15 protein-coding genes and 1 riboswitch are annotated in these 17150 nt (G+C 74.0%); of the genes, 7 read left to right on the forward strand and 8 right to left on the reverse strand.

Translation table 11 applies throughout. The annotated features are described in order from the left end of the window. Positions 1 to 36 precede the first annotated feature (36 nt). Genes ACH4B3_RS12450 through ACH4B3_RS12460 form a run of 3 tightly spaced genes read left to right on the forward strand, consistent with a single transcriptional unit; the run spans position 37 to position 2670 of the window. Complete coding sequence (locus ACH4B3_RS12450; RefSeq protein WP_398462775.1) at positions 37 to 585, forward strand: SigE family RNA polymerase sigma factor; 549 nt, start codon at positions 37 to 39, stop codon at positions 583 to 585. Continuing rightward, positions 578 to 1435 (forward strand): hypothetical protein, encoded by an 858-nt coding sequence (locus tag ACH4B3_RS12455; RefSeq protein ID WP_398462776.1) that lies wholly within the window; start codon positions 578 to 580, stop codon positions 1433 to 1435. The genes ACH4B3_RS12450 and ACH4B3_RS12455 overlap by 8 nt, the downstream gene beginning before the upstream one ends. Before the next feature lie 35 nt (positions 1436 to 1470). Further along, complete coding sequence (locus tag ACH4B3_RS12460) at positions 1471 to 2670, forward strand: Ig-like domain-containing protein (protein ID WP_398462777.1); 1200 nt, start codon at positions 1471 to 1473, stop codon at positions 2668 to 2670. A gap of 104 nt (positions 2671 to 2774) precedes the next feature. Here the strand turns inward: ACH4B3_RS12460 and ACH4B3_RS12465 are convergent, their stop codons facing one another. Next, on the reverse strand, positions 2775 to 3347 hold the full coding sequence (locus ACH4B3_RS12465) for a GNAT family N-acetyltransferase (RefSeq protein WP_398462778.1): 573 nt from the start codon (positions 3345 to 3347) through the stop codon (positions 2775 to 2777). 147 nt (positions 3348 to 3494) lie between these two features. On the opposite strand from ACH4B3_RS12465, the gene ACH4B3_RS12470 reads away from it, so the two are divergent. Then, positions 3495 to 3797, forward strand: coding sequence for a hypothetical protein (locus ACH4B3_RS12470; RefSeq protein WP_398462779.1), 303 nt, complete (start codon positions 3495 to 3497; stop codon positions 3795 to 3797). Positions 3798 to 3965: 168 nt separating this feature from the next. Here the strand turns inward: ACH4B3_RS12470 and ACH4B3_RS12475 are convergent, their stop codons facing one another. From ACH4B3_RS12475 to ACH4B3_RS12495, 5 genes are all read right to left on the reverse strand, one after another. Further along, entirely contained in the window at positions 3966 to 4952 is a 987-nt protein-coding gene (locus ACH4B3_RS12475; RefSeq protein WP_398462780.1) for an aldo/keto reductase, read from the reverse strand. Between the two features lie 399 nt (positions 4953 to 5351). Then, the gene (locus ACH4B3_RS12480; RefSeq protein ID WP_398462781.1) at positions 5352 to 6539 is read right to left on the reverse strand and encodes a M23 family metallopeptidase; all 1188 of its coding nucleotides are present in this window, start codon (positions 6537 to 6539) and stop codon (positions 5352 to 5354) included. An 11-nt stretch (positions 6540 to 6550) separates the two neighbouring features. Next, positions 6551 to 6709: riboswitch (cyclic di-AMP (ydaO/yuaA leader) on the reverse strand. Positions 6710 to 7535: 826 nt separating this feature from the next. Next, the gene (locus ACH4B3_RS12485; protein WP_398462782.1) at positions 7536 to 8306 is read right to left on the reverse strand and encodes a DUF6227 family protein; all 771 of its coding nucleotides are present in this window, start codon (positions 8304 to 8306) and stop codon (positions 7536 to 7538) included. A gap of 477 nt (positions 8307 to 8783) precedes the next feature. After that, positions 8784 to 9356, reverse strand: coding sequence for a DoxX family protein (locus tag ACH4B3_RS12490; RefSeq protein ID WP_398462783.1), 573 nt, complete (start codon positions 9354 to 9356; stop codon positions 8784 to 8786). A gap of 614 nt (positions 9357 to 9970) precedes the next feature. Further along, positions 9971 to 10870 (reverse strand): SGNH/GDSL hydrolase family protein, encoded by a 900-nt coding sequence (locus tag ACH4B3_RS12495; RefSeq protein ID WP_398462784.1) that lies wholly within the window; start codon positions 10868 to 10870, stop codon positions 9971 to 9973. 217 nt (positions 10871 to 11087) lie between these two features. On the opposite strand from ACH4B3_RS12495, the gene ACH4B3_RS12500 reads away from it, so the two are divergent. Beyond that, positions 11088 to 12302: a PucR family transcriptional regulator gene (locus ACH4B3_RS12500; protein WP_398462785.1), complete on the forward strand. Its 1215-nt coding sequence runs from the start codon at positions 11088 to 11090 to the stop codon at positions 12300 to 12302. 398 nt (positions 12303 to 12700) lie between these two features. Here ACH4B3_RS12500 and ACH4B3_RS12505 read toward each other — a convergent pair whose 3' ends face one another. Beyond that, positions 12701 to 13363 (reverse strand): histidine phosphatase family protein, encoded by a 663-nt coding sequence (locus ACH4B3_RS12505; RefSeq protein WP_398462786.1) that lies wholly within the window; start codon positions 13361 to 13363, stop codon positions 12701 to 12703. Positions 13364 to 13400: 37 nt separating this feature from the next. Then, positions 13401 to 14153 carry an SDR family NAD(P)-dependent oxidoreductase gene (locus tag ACH4B3_RS12510; RefSeq protein WP_398462787.1) on the reverse strand — a complete coding sequence of 251 codons (753 nt, stop codon included), beginning with the start codon at positions 14151 to 14153 and terminating at the stop codon, positions 13401 to 13403. 207 nt (positions 14154 to 14360) lie between these two features. Between ACH4B3_RS12510 and ACH4B3_RS12515 the strand changes: the two genes are divergently transcribed. Together ACH4B3_RS12515 and ACH4B3_RS12520 are read left to right on the forward strand one after the other, a co-directional pair. Further along, on the forward strand, positions 14361 to 15686 hold the full coding sequence (locus ACH4B3_RS12515; RefSeq protein ID WP_398462788.1) for an aspartate aminotransferase family protein: 1326 nt from the start codon (positions 14361 to 14363) through the stop codon (positions 15684 to 15686). Beyond that, positions 15683 to 17146 (forward strand): class I adenylate-forming enzyme family protein, encoded by a 1464-nt coding sequence (locus ACH4B3_RS12520; RefSeq protein ID WP_398462789.1) that lies wholly within the window; start codon positions 15683 to 15685, stop codon positions 17144 to 17146. Before ACH4B3_RS12515 ends, ACH4B3_RS12520 begins: the two co-directional genes overlap by 4 nt. The last annotated feature ends 4 nt before the right edge of the window (positions 17147 to 17150 follow it).

Raw genomic sequence — 17150 nt, forward strand, 5'->3', positions numbered from 1 at the left:
CTGGAGGAGGGCGCGTGGGGGGTCATCGGGGGACACATGTCGGCACCAACAGCACCATCAGCGTCGGACTTCGACCAGTTCTACACCGCGACGGCGAAGCGGCTCGTCTCGGCGGTCTATGCCGCCACCGGCGACCTCGCCGAAGCCGAGGACGCCGTGCAGGAGGCGTACGCCCGGGCCTGGCAGCGCTGGGACCGGCTCATCGCGGAGGGCGACCCCACACCGTGGGTCCGCACGGTCGCGCTGCGGCTGGCCGTCAGTTCCTGGCGCCGCGCACGCAACCGCATGCGCGCGCACCTGCGGCACGGTCCACCCGGCGACCTGCCGGACCTCGCTCCGGACCGGGTGGCGCTGGTGCACGCCCTGCGCGGACTGAAAACCGACCAGCGGACCGCCGTCGTCCTGCACCACCTGCTCGACCTGCCCATCGAGCAGGTGGCACGGGAGACCGGCGTCTCCGAAGGCGCCGTACGCACCCGGCTCAGCCGGGCCCGCAAAGCCCTCGGCTCCCACCTCGGCGACCTCGGCCACCCGTCCCCGTACCCCACCGCCCGCCCCCCGAAGGAGGTGCCCACCCATGGTTGACCTGGAAGAGCGACTGCGTGACCTGGCCCGCGCCGCGGAACCCTCCATACGGCTGGCGGGACCGGAGGCCGCACGGGCCAGGGGCCACCGGCGACGCGCGCGCAAGCGTGCGGCCCTCGCCGCTTCCGCCGTGTTCACCGCGGCGGCGATCGCCATCGGTTCCTGGCAGCTGACCCCCGGCGACGACCCCACCCGTACGCTGCCCGCCGCTCCTCAGCAGTCGGCACGGACACCGGAGGCCGTCCCCGACATCCCGGAGAAGGCCCTGCTCCCGCCGAGCGCGCTGCCGTTCGACGCGTCCGCGCGCTGGAAGACCGCCCGCACCACCACCGACAGAGCGGCTCCGCTGCTCGACCTCGGCGGCGGCTGCCGCTTCACCGGCCTCGACTCCGACGCCGGGCCCACGCCCTCGGCGCAGCACGCCCGCTCGTACACCGGCCGGGAGAAGGAGCAGCAGGCCACCCACACCATCAACGCCTACCCGGACGAGGTGGACGCCGTCTCCGTCGTCTCCTCCCTGGAGCAGGCCCTCACCCAACGCTGCGGCCTCCAGTCGAAACCCGGCTCCCCCGACGACTCCGACGGGTCCGGCGGCTCGACCGCAAAACCGCTCGTGAAGACCTTCACCGGATCCGCCGGCCAGGCCCCGAAGAACAGCCAGGTCGTCCTGATGCGCTCCGGCAACCATGTCGCGGTCGTCCAGGAGCAGGGGGCCGGCCTCGGCAACGAGTACACCGACGGCGTCTCGACCCACTGCATGTCGGTATCGCTGTGGCGGCTCCGGCCCTCCGAGACGCCCTCCCCGCCGCCGTACCGGTACAACCCGGAACTCGCCCAGACGCGTTGCTGACCCGACCGCCCCACGACTTCCCGCAGAGGCCCACCATGCGTCCCATACGTCCGCTCCGCCCGGCCCGGATCCTCATCGCGTCGGCACTCGCCGTCACCGCGCTGGCCGGCTGCCAGTCCTCCTCCGGCAAGGCCGCCGCCTCCGTCGACGCGGCCGACGCCAAGCCGGCCGTCATCTCCGTCACCCCCGGCCCGGACGGCCGGGCCACCGCCCCGGACAGCACGGTGGCGGTCACGGTGGAACACGGCACGCTCACCGACGTCGAAGTCACCTCCGGCACCTCCGGGGCCGCACCGCTCACCGGCACCTGGACCAAGGGCAAGAAGGGCTGGCGCTCCGACCGCACCCTGACCCCCGGCGCGACCTACACGCTCCGGGCCACCGCCACCAACGCCGCCGGAAAGAGCACCACCGAGCGCTCCACCGTGCGGGTCCGCGAGGCCACCCTCTTCAACGGGGTCAACGTCACCCCCGCCGGCAACAAGGTCGTCGGCGCCGGCCAGCCCGTCTCCATCGCCTTCGACCATCCGGTGAAGAACAAGGCGGCGGTCGAGCGCCGGCTCTCCGTCTCCACGACGCCCAGGACCGAGGGCTCCTGGGGCTGGGTCCGCGACCCCCTCACCGGCGTGGAGCGCGTCGACTGGCGTCCCAAGACGTACTGGGCCAAGGGCACCAGGGTCACCCTCCGCGCCAAGCTCAGCGGCGTCGACACCGGCGACTCCCGCTACCTCCGCCGCGACGTGACCAGCACCTTCTCCATCGGCACCGTCCGCGTCTCCAAGGTCGACCTGAAGAAGCACACCATGACCGTGTACGAGGACGGCCGGCGGATCCGCACCATCCCGATCTCCGGCGGCTCGCCCAGCTACCCCACCTGGAACGGCACCATGGTCGTCCTGGACAAGGCCCCCATGGTCAACATGACCAACACCTCCGTCGGCATAGCCGACCCCTACGACAAGGACGTGCCCTGGGCCGTCCACCTCACCACCTCGGGCACCTACGCCCACGCCGCCCCCTGGAACGAGGGCAAGGGCTACTTCGGCAACTCCAACCAGAGCCACGGCTGCGTCGGCATGTCCGAGAAGGACGGCAAGTGGTTCTACGACCGCGCCGTCCGGGGTGACCTCGTCGAGGTCACCGGCTCCACCCGCCAGACCGTCCCCACCGGCAACGGCTACGGCGACTGGAACCCCTCCTACGAAGACTGGAAGCAGCTCAGCGCGCTCGACTGAGCCATCCGCGCCGCCCCTCCCGGGCACACCGCGGACGTGGCCGCCGGACCTCCATCGTCCTGGCGGCCACCCGCCGCGAGCCGCTCCCCCGTCCTACGCCGCTGTCACGCCCGGCCGGCCGCTTCGGTGTTCGGGAGGTCCGGCAGTGGCCTGCTCATGAAGAGTGCCACCTCGCCTTCCGAGGCCGTGCCGGTGTACAGGGTCGTGTCCAGGCCGCAGAGGGTGAAGCCCATGCGCTCGTAGGCGCGGATGGCGGGGGCGTTGATGTTGGTGACCTCCAGCCAGACGGTCCGGGCGCGCCGGGACAGGCCGTAGGCGACGGCGTGGTCCATCAGTTCGCGGGCGATGCCGTGGCCTCGGTCGGTGGGGGCGACGGCGATGTCGCGGATGGTCAGGCGGGCATTCCAGGGCTCGTGGTCCACCACGACGAAGCCGCAGAGGCGGTCGCCGTCGACCGCGACCACGGTGTGGTCCGGGACATCGTCATCGTCGTCGTCCTCGTCGTCGGGGAAGTGCTTGGTGAGGGGCGGGTCCACCGGGGTGGGGTGGACGGTGAAGCCGGTGGGGCCGGCCGTGACCTGGTAGGCGGCGTCCGTGGTGAACGAGTTGTCCAACGTGCCGAGTTGCTCCAGGTCGGCCTCGGTCGCCGGACGGTAGGTGTAGCGGGTCGAGGTCACGGGTGGCTCCCTTGCGGTTCGGGGTGGCGGCGGTCTCTGTTGCCGTAACGACGGCGGGATGTGACCGGGCCGTGGAGAAAACCGGCGCCGGATGCGGTCGAATGGCCCTACGACTGTTCATACGTACAGAGGGAGAGGTTGGTTGCCATGGCCGGCATTCCGGCAGGGGTAGTGGCCGCGGGTGGGCTCGTCGGCGGGTACGGCGTCGCGCGCTGGACGAAGAAGCGGCCGCTGGGCGGCGTGGCGCTGGCGGCGGCCGGGGCGGTGGCCGCGCGGAGCTGGCGGGCGAAGGCCGGGACGGGCACCGCGGCGGCGCTGAGCGGGCTGTACGTCGCGGCGTTCGCCGGGTCGCATCCGCTGGCCAGGAAGGTCGGTGCCTGGCCGTCGGTGTTCGCCGTGGCCGGTGCGGTGGCCGCCGCCTCCTGGGCCGCGGCGGACCGGCGCGGCTGAGCCGCCGGACCGGCGCCCGGGCGGCCCCGGGCGGGCAGGGCCACGGCGGAGCCAAGCCCCCCTCGGCGGCCGGGTCCGGGCGAGCAGGGCCCGGGCGGCCGCCGGGGACGGGCCCCCACCCCGCCCCGGGCCCGGCCGCCCGGGTGGGGTCCCTCAACGAGGCGGGGGTTACTCCGAGGCCGTGGTGAGGGCGGCCAGTTCGGCGTCGGTGAGCTTCAGGTCGGCCACGGCGAGCAGTGCCGGCAGTTGGTCCACGGTGCGGGCGCTGGCGATGGGGGCGACGACGGTCGGCTGGGCGGCCAGCCAGGCGAGCGCGACGGTGGCCTGCTCGGCCCCGTGCGCCGCGGCGATCTCGTCGAGAGCGGCGAGCACCTTGCGGCCGCGTTCGGTCTCCAGGTGCTTGGCGGCGGAGGCCGAGCGGGCGCTGTCCACGGTGCTGCCGGGCCGGTACTTGCCGGTGAGGAAGCCGGAGGCCAGGCCGAAGTAGGGCACGGTGGCGATGCCGTGCCGGGCGGCGACGGCGGCGAGTTCTCCCTCGTAGGTGTCGCGGGAGACCAGGTTGTAGTGCGGCTGGAGGGCGACGTAGCGGGCCAGTCCTTCCGCTTCGGAGAACTTCAGGGAGGCTTCCAGCCGGTCCGCGGAGAGGTTGGAGGCCGCGATCTCGCGGACCTTGCCGGTCTTCACCAGGTCGTCGAGCGCGGTGATGATCTCCTCCACGGGCACCGACGGATCGTCGAAGTGCGTGTAGTAGAGGTCGATGTGGTCGGTGCGCAGCCGGGCCAGGGACTCGTCGGCACCGCTCTTGATGGCCCGCGCGGTGAGGCCGCGCGGGTCGGGGTAGCCACCGCCCACCTTGGTGGCGATCACCATCTCGGCCCGGTTGCCCCGGGCGGCGAGCCAGTTGCCGATGACGGTCTCGGACTCTCCGCCCCGGTTCCCCGGCGCCCAGGCGGAGTACACGTCCGCGGTGTCGATGAAGTTGCCGCCCGCGGCGGCGTAGGCGTCCAGGACGGCGAAGGACTCGGCCTCGTCCGCGGTCCAACCGAAGACGTTGCCGCCCAGGGAGAGCGGGTGCACCGCCAGCGCTCCGAGCGGCCTCCGGGCCGCCTGCCCGGTCCGCCGCTGCCCTTGGGTGTGCTTGTCGTTGTCAGCCATACCCCGCTTCAGCGCGGCGGCCTGGGCGGATATTCCACCGCCGGGCGCGCGGCGACAGCGGGTGGCGGTGGCGGTTGGCGGTTGGCGGTTGGGGACGGTCTCCGGTGCCGGTCGGCGCCAAGGGGCGGGCAGGTGCCGGTCACGACGGACTGCTCGGGGGGCCGGCGCGGGTACTTGAGTCAGCGGCCGGCGCGGGTACGGGAGGTGCCGACCGGCGCGGGTACGGGAAGGCGCCGGGGCGCGGGGAGGGGTCGGGCCAGTGGCGTGGGGAGAGCGAGGCAGCGGCGTCGGTGCCGGTCGGCCCCGGTGCCGGTCCGGACCGGCGGCCCTGGTGTCAGGGGGGGGAGAGAGCACCAGGGCCACCGGCGTATCGGGGTGGGGGCGGTGAGTGGGACGAGGTCAGGGGTTGAGGCCGTGCTCGCGCAGCCAGGCCAGCGGGTTGATCGGGGAGCCGCCGCCGGGGCGGACCTCCAGGTGCAGGTGCGGGCCGGTCACGTTGCCGGTGGCGCCGACGCGTCCGATGACCTCGCCGGCGGACACCGAGCCGGACGTCCGGACCATCGAGGAGAGGTGGCAGTACCAGACCTCGGTGCCGTCATCGAGCGTGAGGACGATGCGGTAGCCGTACGCACCGGCCCAGCCGGCCTCGGTGATGGTGCCGCCGTGCACCGCCTTGACCGGGGTGCCGGTGGGGGCGGCGAAGTCCTGACCGGTGTGGTTCGCGGACCACATGTCGCCGGCCTCGCCGAAGGTCGAGGTGAGGGTGTACGAGGCCAGCGGGAGGGCGTACGCGGTGGCGAGCTTGGCGCGGCGCTCGGCCTCGGCCTTGCGGGCGGCCTCCGCCTTCCGCTCGGCTTCCGCCTCGGCCTTCCGCTGCGCTTCCGCCGCCGCCTTGCGCTCGGCCTCCGCCTCGGCGGCCTTCCGTTCGGCCTCCTCGTCGGCCTTCCGCTCCGCGGCGGCCTTCGCGGCGGCTTCCGCGGCGGCCTTGGCGGCAGCCTCGCGTGCGGCGTCGTCGGCGGCGTTCTGCTGGTGCTCGGCCTGCTGCATGATGCGGGCGCGCAGGGCCTCGCCCGCGTCGGTGGTCCCGTTGGCCCGGTCCTCGGCGGTGAGACCGGCCTGGGAGAAGGGCTGGGGGGAACCGGCGGGCTGCCCGCCGGAGGAGTCGCCACCGGCGAGGAGCGGTCCGATGCCGGGCAGTTCGCCCGCGTCGGGCAGCGAGTCCTGGATCTCGTCGGCGATGTGCGCGACGTCCGGCATGGATATCGGGGGGTTGGGACGGTCCTTGGCGGTCGCCATGCCGCCCGCGCCGACCGCGGCGATGACACCGACGCCGAGTACCGCCCCGCTGCGGGCCATGGTGCCGCGCTGCTTGGCGACGCGGTGCCGGCCGCGTACCGGGGCGAGGGAGTCGGCGGTGGGGTTCCACTCCTCCCACTCGGAGGAGGGGGCCACCGGGGAGGAGACCGTCTGGGTGTCGGTCCGCTGCGCGGCCGCCGTCCGTGGGCCCGGCCCGGGGTCGGCGCCCTCGGTCGGTCCGGTGGGGGTGCCGTACGGTGCCTCGTCAAGGGCAGACCTGTTGGACGCCACGGGGGCGCACTCCTTTCCTTCCCTCTCGCCTACCGGGTTAGCTGACGGGTTCGGAGCAGGAAGGTCTCCTACGGGCCGGGTTCGGCCCGATTCACCCCAAGGATGGTGGTTCCCCGGTTCCCTGGTACTGCTGGTGCCGTGGTGCATGCGGGATTCGGCGACGGCGCACGGTGCCGCCTCTTTGGCGGCTGGAACGACCGCGCTGCGTTATCGAACGTTAATAGACGGCGGGACGCTATTCCAAGCCGTTCCCCGGAATCCGTTGCCCTCGGGGAAGAATGTTCCGGGCATTACCGGGCAAACATCGGCGAGTTGCACAGCACAGGTGAACGCCCAGGAAACCCGACTTCGCTGATCGTGCGTCAATCGTTATGCGGAACGATCACGCCCGGTTGCTCTCCGTGATGCGCGGATGCGGGCAGTCGCGCCGGCGGCCCTGCCGGTACGCCGAGCGGCGTCGGCGCCTCGCCCCGCGTCGGCCGCTCTCCCTTCTCTCCGGCTTTCCTCCGGCCTGTGCCCGCACCCGCGCCCGGCGGCCCGGCGGCCCGGCGCGCAGCGCTGGATGGGGGCGCCGCCGTACGCCCACGTTCAGGCCCGTGCCGGGCATCGGAGGCTCCGGCCACGGGACGGGGCACCAAGGGACCCGAACGGAGGTGACGGAGGTGCCAGAGGTGACAGAGGTGACGGAGACAGGAGAGCGGGTGCGTGCCCGCCACGGGGTGGGGCACCGAGGGGCGGGGCACCGGGGCGGGGCGGGCGTGGGTGGCTCCGTGGCGCCCACCGGGGTACGTGGCGCCCCCGGGGTACAGGGGATCGCCGGACGCACCGGGCACGGCCGCCGACGCACGAGCAGCCGTCGGGGCACGGGGAGCCACCGGCTGCCGAGGGCACCGGGAGCGCCGGGCACGGAGAGCCACCGGGCCCCGGGAGCCGCCGGGGCGCGGCGCCGCTCGCACCGGGGTTCGGGTGATCACCGGTGCCGGGTGCCGGTCAGGGTCAGAGTTCGACGCCGCGTGCGCGGGCCCGTCGGTCGGCGGCCATCTCGGCCGATCCCTCGTCGAGGTAGACCTCGCAGACCAGCCGTCCGTCGCTGGTCAGGTTGTGCTCCAGTTCCCAGAGGGTGATCTCGTCCCCGCCGGCGAGCAGGAACGCGTGCTCGTAGAAGCGGCACCAGGTCGCGTCCGGGCCGCCGGTGCGCCGGCGCGGCTTCGGGGCCAGCGCGATGTCGTGCGCGAACGCCGTCTCCAGCAGCCGCCGGACCTCCTCGCCCGGGCGGTCCTCGTTCTCCGCCCGGCGCAGCACCCGCCGGGCGTGGTCGGCCGAGTTGTCCGCGACGTACGCCCGCACCGTCTCCACCGGCAGCGGGCCGCGCAGCAGTTGGTCGGGGAGCCAGAGCCGCTCCTCGTCGAACTCCTCCCAGCGGGCGCCGCCGGTGCGGTCGTGGGCCCGGCGCTCGGCCTGCACCAGGGTGTCCTCGTCGGCGTAGACCTCGTGCTGCGGGCCGTCGCCCGGGCCGGTGTTGTGCTCCAGCTCCCACAGCACGACGCTGCTGCCGTCCGGGAGGAGGAAGACGTGCCGGAAGGTGGTGTAGCCCAGCCGGGCGGGGGGTTCGTTGCACTGGCGGCAGGAACGCAGCTCGGTCTGGTGCATCAAGGCATCACGCAGCTGGGTGAGGACCGTCTCGTCGATCTCGAACCCGTTCTGGGCACGGGCCAGCAGCCCGTCGAGATGCTCGGCGGGGGTACCACCGACCTGTCCGTGCACCATGTCTCTCTCCTCCCGGCCAAATCGACACGCCGCGCCCCCCAGCGACACTTCGCGACTTACCGTAGCGGCGTCGACACGCGCTGCGTGCTGTGTTTCGAGGAAGCCGCGCCCTGACACGGCCTCTTCACTCACACCTGCGCCAGAAGAGTCGAATACATCACTCGAGGGGCTCGTGTGATCACACTTCCGGCCAACGAGGCAGCTCCTGCCGGGGATTACACGGATGCGGCCCGTCCGGATCCGCTTGTTCACGGCCTCGGTCCACGGCCGCGGCCGAGTCGGCATGAGCCCGGATTCCACCCGAAATCGACGCAGAGTCCGCCGCACATCTGTCCGGATCCGACGCTCCCCGTGGGACCGTGTCTCCCCGACGCCCCGGCGCCCCGGCTCCCCGGCTCCCTGGCTCCCCGGCTCCCCGGCTCCCCGGCTCCCTGCCGGAGCCTGCCGGCTGCCCGGCCGCGGGCCCGGGGGTGTGGGTCAGTCCCCGGCAGTGCCCTCGGGGCCCTCGGTCCCCTCGGTGCCGTCCGGTTCCGCCGCACCGCGCCGCGCGACGGTCGAGGTACGGCGCTTGACCACCGTGGCGGCCGCCAGTGCGCTCGCCGTGAAGGCCACCGTCATCACCCAGGGGCGGTCCAGGCAGTGGCCGGTGAGCCGGTCCAGCGAGTACCGGCCGGGGCCCGCGAGACCGATGCCCGCCGCCACGAAGCCCAGGAACGCCGGGTACTCGAAGCCGCCCTCGGTGACGAAGAACCCGGCGGGCGCGTGCACGGAGACCGCGCCCGCCATGGCGCCGGCCGCCGCCGCGCCGGCCGCGGGGGTGGCCAGCCCGGCCGCGAGCAGCGCCCCGCCGCCCGCCTCGCCGAGTCCGGCGGCCAGCGCGCTGTGCCGTCCCGGTGTGAACCCCATGTGCTCCATCGCGTGGGCGGTGCCGTCCAGCCCGTGGCCGCCGAACCAGCCGAAGAGCTTCTGCGCACCGTGGGCGAACAGCACGCCGCCGGTTCCGAGGCGCAGCGCGAGCAGTCCGAGGTCCGTGCGGAACGTCATCGACATGGCGGTGTCCATTTCCCGGTGCCGGTACGGAGGGCGGGGTGGCGCGGCGGGCGCGGTGCCACTCGCGTCCGTGACCGATTCTGTGCCGCTTCGGCCGGGTCCACCGCCGGGGCCGGGCCATCCGGGGGTGCGCTATCCGGGGGAGCGTGCCCCGGGGGGCGTGCCTCAGAGCGGGACTGCGGGACCGGGCTTCCGGGGGCGTGCCTCCGCCCGGGCTTCCGGGCCGGGCTTCCGGGCCGGGCTTCCGGGCCGGGCTTCCGGACCAGGAACGGAGGGTGCGCTTCCGGAGCGGACTTCCGGGGGCGTGCCTCAGAGCGGGACTGCGGGACCGGGCTTCCGGACCGGGCCTCCGCAGGCGTGCCTCCAGGCCGGGCTTCCTGGGTCAGGCTTCCGGGCCGGGCTTCCGGGCCAGGAACGGGGGCGCGCTTCCGACGGAGCGGACCGCCGGAGCAGACCCCCGGCTCCTCGGCGACGCACGGTGCCAGGGGCGGGGCCCGGGCCGGGCCCCTCCGCCCGGTACGGAGCGTCCGGCCGCCCGGCATGGGACCCGGTCCGCATGGAGCACCCGGCCGGACGGCCGGGGCGCGCCGGGGTGGCGGCGCGCCCCGGCGCGGTCAGCCGCGGCCGAGGGCGGCCAGTACCGCGTCCGCCATGACGCGCTGACCGGTGGCGTCGGGGTGCAGCGGGAGGGCCGGCGAGGCCGGGAACAGGCCCTCGATCCAGGGATCGGCGGAGCAGCTGTCGTGCCCCCGGGTGGCGGCCACGGTGTCGACGTAGGTCGCGCCGCCCGCAGCCGCGGTCCGGGCGACCATGTCGTTCAGCTCGCCGAGGACGCCGTGCAGATAGGCGATGTCCCCGGTGGTGATCGGCAGCTTGCCGAGGCACTTCCGCGGATCGGCCGGGATCACCGACGGGTAGCCGACGACCACCACCCGGGCCCGCGGCGCGGTGGTGTGGATCCGCCGGAGGGCGGCGGTCAGCTCGCTTCCCGCGGCGGCGAGTCGTGCGACGAGGGTGTCCCCGCCGTCCCCGTCCGTGTACAGGTCGCGGCAGGGTGCGCCCAGCGGGTCGGTCGGGGACAGGGCGGAGCAGGCGGCGATGACGTCCACGAACCCCATGTCGGAGGTGCCGAGGTTGTTGCCGCCGATGGTGAGGGTGACCAGCGTGGTGTCGGGGGTGACGGCGTCGAGCTGGGCGCCGTTCACCGGCACCCCGAGGTCCGTCTGCGGCTTGGTGAGCGCGGACGCCTTGGCCCCGGCGCAGCTCACATCGGTGTAGTGGGCAGCGCCGAGGGCGTCGGCGACCCGCTGCCCGTAGTTCTGGTCGGACCGCATGCACAGGCCCGCCGACTGCGCGGGGATCCCGGCGCCCGAGGCGTAGGAGTCGCCGAGGGCGACGTGCCGGGCGCCGCCGGACTGCTCGGCCCGGGCGGTTGCGGTGGTGGTGGTGAGGCCGGTCGCCAGCAGGGCGCAGCCGAGGAGGGCGATCGATCGCTTCGGGACGGTGGTGGACACGGTTCCTCCTGGGGGTGGCCCCGCCCAGCGGCTCGGGGAGGAAGGGCGGGGGCGGGGCGGAGTGTCGGGTGATCGGGTACGGAGGCGCTGCGATACCGGCCGGTAACGATGCCGGTATCGTGACCGCCGCCGACCGCGCGGGCCATGGCCGGGCGGACAACGGGCGTCCCGCACCGTTGTCCCCGGGCACAACGCGCCCCTGGGTAGCCTGCGCGGCATGAGCCGCACGATCCCTCCCCCCGCAGTGGCCCCGGTGGCAGCGGCGCTGCTGCGGCGGGCACCCGAGCTCGGCGACCGGATGGCCCGCCGGATCCGCGCCGAGGTGACGTACTACGGCAGCGAGGAACGCATCCCGTTCCGGACCCTGAGCACCTCCTGCCGCCGCAACCTGGAGCTGGTGTACGGGCACCTGGCGGACGGCACCAGACCCGACCTGACGCCCGCCCTGGAGGTGGGCCGGGAACGCGCCCGGCAGGGCACCCCGCTCGCCGAGCTGCTGCACGCCTACCGGGTCGGCTCCGAGTTCCTGTGGACCGAACTCGCCGCCGAGGCCGGGCGCACCGAGGGTGTCACCGCCGACACGGTGATCTCGCTGGCGACCTGGTGGCTCATCGAGGGGTACGCCGCCGCGGCGAGCGACGCGTACCGCGAGACGGCCGCCGCGCTGCTGCTCCAGCGCGAGCGGGAGCGTTCCGTGCTGGTCGAGGCGCTGTTCACCGGGCTGCTCACCGACAGCACCACGCTGTGGGAGGCCGCGGACGTCCTCGGCCTGCCCGCCGACGGCCCGTTCCTGGTGGTCGCGGCCGAGGTCCCGGCGCCCGGCCGGGACGCGCTGCCCGGCGTCGAGTCCCGGCTCCAGCACGAGCAGGTGCGCTCCGCCTGGCGGCTGCTGCCGGATCTCCAGGTGGGCGTGGTGGCGGTGCGCGGCCCGGCCGCGGAGGAGGCGGCGCTGCGCGTGCTGGACCGTCCCGCGGACTGCCGGATCGGGGTCAGCCCGTCCTACGACTCCCTGCGGGACACTCCGAAGGCGCTGCGGCTGGCCCGGCTGGCCCTGGCCGGGCTGCGCGGCCGGCCGGCGGGGATCGCCCGGTTCGACGACCACCCGGTCGCCATGTTGGTGGCCGCGGCCCCGGACGACGCCGGGCGGATCGCCCGGGTGGTCTTCGACCGGGTGCTCCGGCTGCCGTACGAGGAACGGACGCGGCTGCTGGAGACCCTGGAGTGCTGGTTCGCCGCGGGCGGTTCGGCGGCCGGGGCGGGGCGGCTGCTGTACTGCCACAGCAACACCGTCCGCTACCGGCTGCGCCGGCTGGAGGAGCTGGTCGGCCGTTCGCTGGGCGATCCCCGGACCGTCGCCGACCTGGGCGTGGCGCTGTCGGCGCTGCGGTTGTTCCCGGACGGCCCCGCCGCCGAGGGCGCCGCCGCGGTGTGACGTCCGCGGCGGACCGCCGGGGGCCTGCGGCCGAGGCCCGCGGCCGGGGCTCGGCCGCGTCACCACCGCTGAGACATCACCACCGCTGAGACACAACGGCCGGTGAAACGCCACAACCACTGAGACGACACGGCCGGTGGAACGCCACCACCGGTGAGACGACACGGCCGCTGAGACATCACCACCGGTGGGACGACACGGCCAGGCGCCCGGGCGGGGCCCACGACCACCCGTGAGAACTCCCGCCCGCCCGGCCGCTCAGGGCCGGACTCCCGGCCGAACGACCGGCCGAACGACCGGCCCGGCGCGCCCGAGCTGCCGCCGAACTCCGGGGCGTTCCCGGGCAGCTCACCGCCGGGCCGTGGCGGCCGGGCGGGACGCGCCCGTGCGGGGTCGCCTCAGCCGGTGCCCTCGGCGGGTGCCGGGGTGCCGATGTGCGCCGCGTCGTCGAACCGGACCAGGCGCCAGCCGGAGCCGTCGTGGGCGAATTCGTTGATCGACGTCGCCGCCGGTGTGGCGTCGGTGAACAGCACCGGCGGTGGTACGTCCAGCACGGCCGCCATGGCCGCGACGATGAATCCCGCGTGGCACACCACGAGCACCCGTTCGCCCGCGTGGAGTTTCGCCAGTCCGCGCATCACGTCCCCGGCCCGGACCCGGAACCGGGACCAGCTTTCCCCGCCCGGAGCGAAAGGCCGTTCGGGATTCGCGGTCATGTCGAAATCACCGTGCACGCGGCTGTATTCGTCGATCGAAAGACCGTCCGCCACACCGAAGTCGAGTTCCCGTACCTGTTCTTCCACGACCGGTTCGCCGAGTCCGAGGCCGCGCGCCAGTCCGTCGGCGGTCTCCCGGGCTCTGCGGACCGGACTGGTCAGCAGCGCGTCCGGGCGCAGCTGCTCGGCGCGCAGCCGGTCCGCGAGGCGAGTGACCTGCTCATGGCCCAGTTCGGTGAGGCCGAGGCAGGTCCGGGAACCCGCGATCAGCTTCTTCACGCTGGCATGCGACTGCGCATGCCGCACCAGCAGGAGATGGGTAACGGAATCCTGTTCGTGCACCATTCGTATGATGGTCCTTGGCTCAGCCCGCGCCCGCGGGTCAGTTGAGATCCCAGCCGCCGTCGACGGTCAGACTCTGCCCCGTGATGAAACCGGCTTCGGGTGAAACGAGGAATGCCACGGCCGCCGCCACGTCTTCCGGGTGCCCGTGCCGCTTGATGCACTGCCGGGCGAATTCCCGCTGCCGCCAGGCGGGGTAATCCGGATGGGCCCTCTGTTCCGTACTCAGCTCGATCGAACCGGGGCGAATGGCGTTCACTGTAATCCCGTGCGGGCCGAGTTCGCGAGCGAGTCCCCGAACGAGTGCTTCCAGTCCCCCTTTTGCCGCGATGTACGGGACGAGTTCGGCCCGTCCGAGCCGGGTCATCACCGTGGACACCGCGACGATCCGCCCGGACTGGCGCGCCACCAGGTGCGGGGTGGCGGAGCGGACGCAGGCGATGTGCGCCATCAGATTGACGTCGATGGCCGAACGGATGTCCTCCCAGCTGGTGTCCGCCCACGGCAGGTAGCTGTACGCGCCGGCGTTGCACACCAGGACGTCCAGCCGCTCGCGGTGCGCGGCCATGGCTTCGCCGAGGGTGTCGACGGTGTCCCGCCGTGTCAGGTCGCCGGCCACGGTGGCCACCACCTCCGCGCCGGCCTCGACCACCCGGCCGACCGTGGCGGCGAGTCCGTCGTCGGCGGTGAGGTGGGTGAGCACCAGGTCGTGCGTCGCGGCGAGGCGTATCGCGATGGCGGCCCCGAGACCCGATCCGGCACCGGTCACCACGGCGACGGCCCGAGACGACATGGCATCTCCCCTCTGTGGCACTTCGGCGTCTGCGTCTCCCCCGGTTTCCCCCGCTTCGGCGCCTGGTCGGCCGCGCTCCGATCCTGCCACCCAAGACGGGCCGCTCACCCCTGTGATCCAGCCAATCCGGTATCGGTCACTGTCGGAAGCCAAGTGCCTGGGGCACTCTGTGGTGCCGGAGGATGCCGTCGAAGCCGGAGGTTCTCAGTGGGTGCAACGGACGCCGATCGCTCGACGAATGCCGACTGCCTGGAGGGCATAAAGAGCGTCATCGCCGGCGGTGTCAGCAGCAGCATGCGCGCGGCGGCCGTGCCGGTCCCGCTGGTCGTGCGGAGCGCCGACGGCTGCCTGCTCCGGGATGTTGAGGACAGCGAGCTCGTCGATTTCAACATGGGCTACGGACCGCACATTTTCGGCTATGGCGACCGGGACGTCCGCGACGCGGTGGCCGACCAGTTCACCCGGGGCCACATGACCGGCCTGCCGCACGAACTCGACGCCGAGGCCGGTGCCCTGGTGGCCGAGCTGGTGCCGGGCGTGGAGCAGGTGCGGTTCGCCAACTCCGGTACCGAGGCGGTCGCTTCGACGCTGCGGCTGGCCCGGGTGACGACCGGGCGCTCGCTGGTGGTGACCTTCGAGGGGCACTACCACGGCTGGAGCGAAACGATCCTTCGGGCCGGCAAGACCAGTCTGCAGGTCCAGGGCACCCGGCCGACGGACGTCGTCCCGGGGGCCCCGGGCATGATCCCCGGGGCGCTGGCGCACACCGCGCAACTGCCGTGGAACGACGCCGAGGCCGTCCGGGACTTCTTCACCAGGAACGGCGACCAGGTGGCGGCCGTGATCCTGGAACCGGTCCTGGCCAACGCCGGGGTGCTCCCCCCGGCGCCCGGCTTCCTCCAGCTGCTGCGCGACCTGACCGCGCGCAGCGGCGCGATGCTCGTCTTCGACGAGGTGATCACCGGCTTCCGGGTGGCCCGCGGCGGTGCCCAGGAGCGGTACGGCGTGGAGCCGGACCTCACGGTGCTGTCCAAGGTCATGGGCGGCGGCTTCCCGGTGGCCGCCTTCGGCGGACGGCGGGCCGCGATGCGGATGCTCGCCACCAACGAGGCGCACCACGCCGGCGTCTACGCGGGCAACCACGCCGCCCTCCGCGCGGTCGTCGCCATGCTCGGCAAGATACGCGCGCTGCCCGGCCTCTACGACGAACTGGAAGCCGTCGGCGCCCACGCGGAGGACTCGCTGCGCGAGCTGTTCGCCACCGAGAACCGGCCGGTGCACATCAACCGGGTCGGCACCCTGATGTCGGTGGCCCTGGTCAAGCGCCCGCTGGAGCGGGCCGACGACGTCCGCGACCTCGCCGCGGCCATCGACTTCTCCCAGCACCGCCGGTTCCAGACCCTCGCCCAGAAGGAAGGCGTCTACTTCCACCCCAACGCGCTGGAACCCTGGTTCCTGAGCACCGCGCACACCAGAGACATCCTCGACAAGGCGGCGGGAGCGCTGCGGCGGGCACTGGCCGGCCTCGGATGACGGCCGCCCGTGCGGCACTGGTCTCCCGGCTGCGTGACCAGGCCGCCCGACTGGGGGACGCGCCGCTGGTCACCGACGGCTCCGGGACCACCGGCGCCCGGCAGCTGCTGGACCGGGTGGAGGCCAAGACCCGGGCCTTCGCCGAGCAGGGCGTCGGGCCGGGCGCCCTGGTGGGGACCGTCGCCTGGCCGCCCGCCGAGTTCATCAGCGACGTGTTCGCGGTCATCGCCGCCGGCGCGGTCGCGGTGCCGCTGTCCCGGCGGCTCACCCGGTGGGAGCTGGAGCGGATCCAGGAGCGCTGCCCGCTGTCCTTCCTCGCCGCCCCCGACGACTCACCGCTCGCCGTCCCCGGTGCGGCCGCCCTCGGCGGGCAGCGGACGCTGAGCCGGGGGCCCGGGGCCCCGCGGCCGGCCTTCGCGGAAGCCGCCACGGCCCAGATCACCTCCGGCACCACCGGCTCCCCGCGGATCGCACTGCGCTCCGCCGCCGCGCTGCTGGCCGAGGTGGAGAACTACCGTACGGCGCTGGGCCTGGGCCCGAAGAGCACGCTGGCGTGCCCGGTGCCGCTCCAGCACGCCTACGGCTTCGGGCTGTGCGCGCTCGCCGCACCGCTGGCCGGCGCCCGGGTGCACCATCTGCCGCCGGACAAGCCGCGGGTGCTGCTGCGGGAGATCGGCACCGGTGAGGTGACGCTCTTCGTGGGGGTGCCGCCGATGCTGCGGCTGCTCGCCAAGGCCGCCCGCACCCCCCTGGAACCGGCCCGTCCGGTCGGCTTCCTCTCCGCCGGCATGGCGCTGGACGCGCACACCGCGGAGTCGGTCGCGGCCTGGCTCGGCGGGCACGTCGGGCAGGTCTACGGAACCACCGAGACCGGGCCGATCTGTGTGCAGGCCCCGGCGCCCTGGCAGCCGGACGGCACCGGGCCCGGCGCGCCGCTGCCCGGCGTGGACGTCACGCTGGCCCCCGCCCCGGGCTTCGCCGCGGACGGCGAGAGCACCTCGGCCACCGCCCCGGACGGTGCCGCGGCGGGCCTGGTGACGGTGTCCTCGCCTTCCATGATGCTCGGTTACGCCGAGGCGGACGCCGTCGACGCGGCCCCGCTGCGCGGCGGGTTCACCACCGGTGACCTGGCCCGGTGGGAAGGGGACGCCCTCGTCCTCGAAGGACGCCTGTCCACCTGCATCAACGTCGCCGGGACCAAGGTCAGCCCCGAGGAGATCGAAGCCGTCCTGCTCGCCTACCCGGACGTGGCCTCCTGCCTGGTCTCCGGCGTGCCGGATCCGGTCCTCGGGCAGCGGATCAGCGCCACGGTGACCCCGGAGACGGTCGACCTCGTGAAGCTGGACCGCTTCTGCCGGGAGCGGCTGTCGGACTCCCGGACCCCCCACGCCTTCGCCGCCGTGGCGGAGCTCCCGACCACGGAGACCGGCAAGGTCATCAGGCCGCGGACCAGTCAGTAAGGAA

Source organism: Streptomyces sp. NPDC018031 (assembly GCF_044327625.1).
GTDB lineage: Bacteria > Actinomycetota > Actinomycetes > Streptomycetales > Streptomycetaceae > Streptomyces.

Bases quoted from the DNA above. Each gene is read 5' to 3' on its own strand.
- ACH4B3_RS12455 (WP_398462776.1), top strand. From the start codon at position 578: ATGGTTGACCTGGAAGAGCGACTGCGTGACCTGGCCCGCGCCGCGGAA.
- ACH4B3_RS12475 (WP_398462780.1), bottom strand. From the start codon at position 4,952: ATGGCTGACAACGACAAGCACACCCAAGGGCAGCGGCGGACCGGGCAG.
- ACH4B3_RS12520 (WP_398462789.1), top strand. From the start codon at position 15,683: ATGACGGCCGCCCGTGCGGCACTGGTCTCCCGGCTGCGTGACCAGGCC.
- ACH4B3_RS12470 (WP_398462779.1), top strand. From the start codon at position 3,495: ATGGCCGGCATTCCGGCAGGGGTAGTGGCCGCGGGTGGGCTCGTCGGC.
- ACH4B3_RS12450 (WP_398462775.1), top strand. From the start codon at position 37: ATGTCGGCACCAACAGCACCATCAGCGTCGGACTTCGACCAGTTCTAC.
- ACH4B3_RS12490 (WP_398462783.1), bottom strand. From the start codon at position 9,356: ATGTCGATGACGTTCCGCACGGACCTCGGACTGCTCGCGCTGCGCCTC.
- ACH4B3_RS12510 (WP_398462787.1), bottom strand. From the start codon at position 14,153: ATGTCGTCTCGGGCCGTCGCCGTGGTGACCGGTGCCGGATCGGGTCTC.
- ACH4B3_RS12505 (WP_398462786.1), bottom strand. From the start codon at position 13,363: ATGGTGCACGAACAGGATTCCGTTACCCATCTCCTGCTGGTGCGGCAT.
- ACH4B3_RS12485 (WP_398462782.1), bottom strand. From the start codon at position 8,306: ATGGTGCACGGACAGGTCGGTGGTACCCCCGCCGAGCATCTCGACGGG.
- ACH4B3_RS12500 (WP_398462785.1), top strand. From the start codon at position 11,088: ATGAGCCGCACGATCCCTCCCCCCGCAGTGGCCCCGGTGGCAGCGGCG.
- ACH4B3_RS12460 (WP_398462777.1), top strand. From the start codon at position 1,471: ATGCGTCCCATACGTCCGCTCCGCCCGGCCCGGATCCTCATCGCGTCG.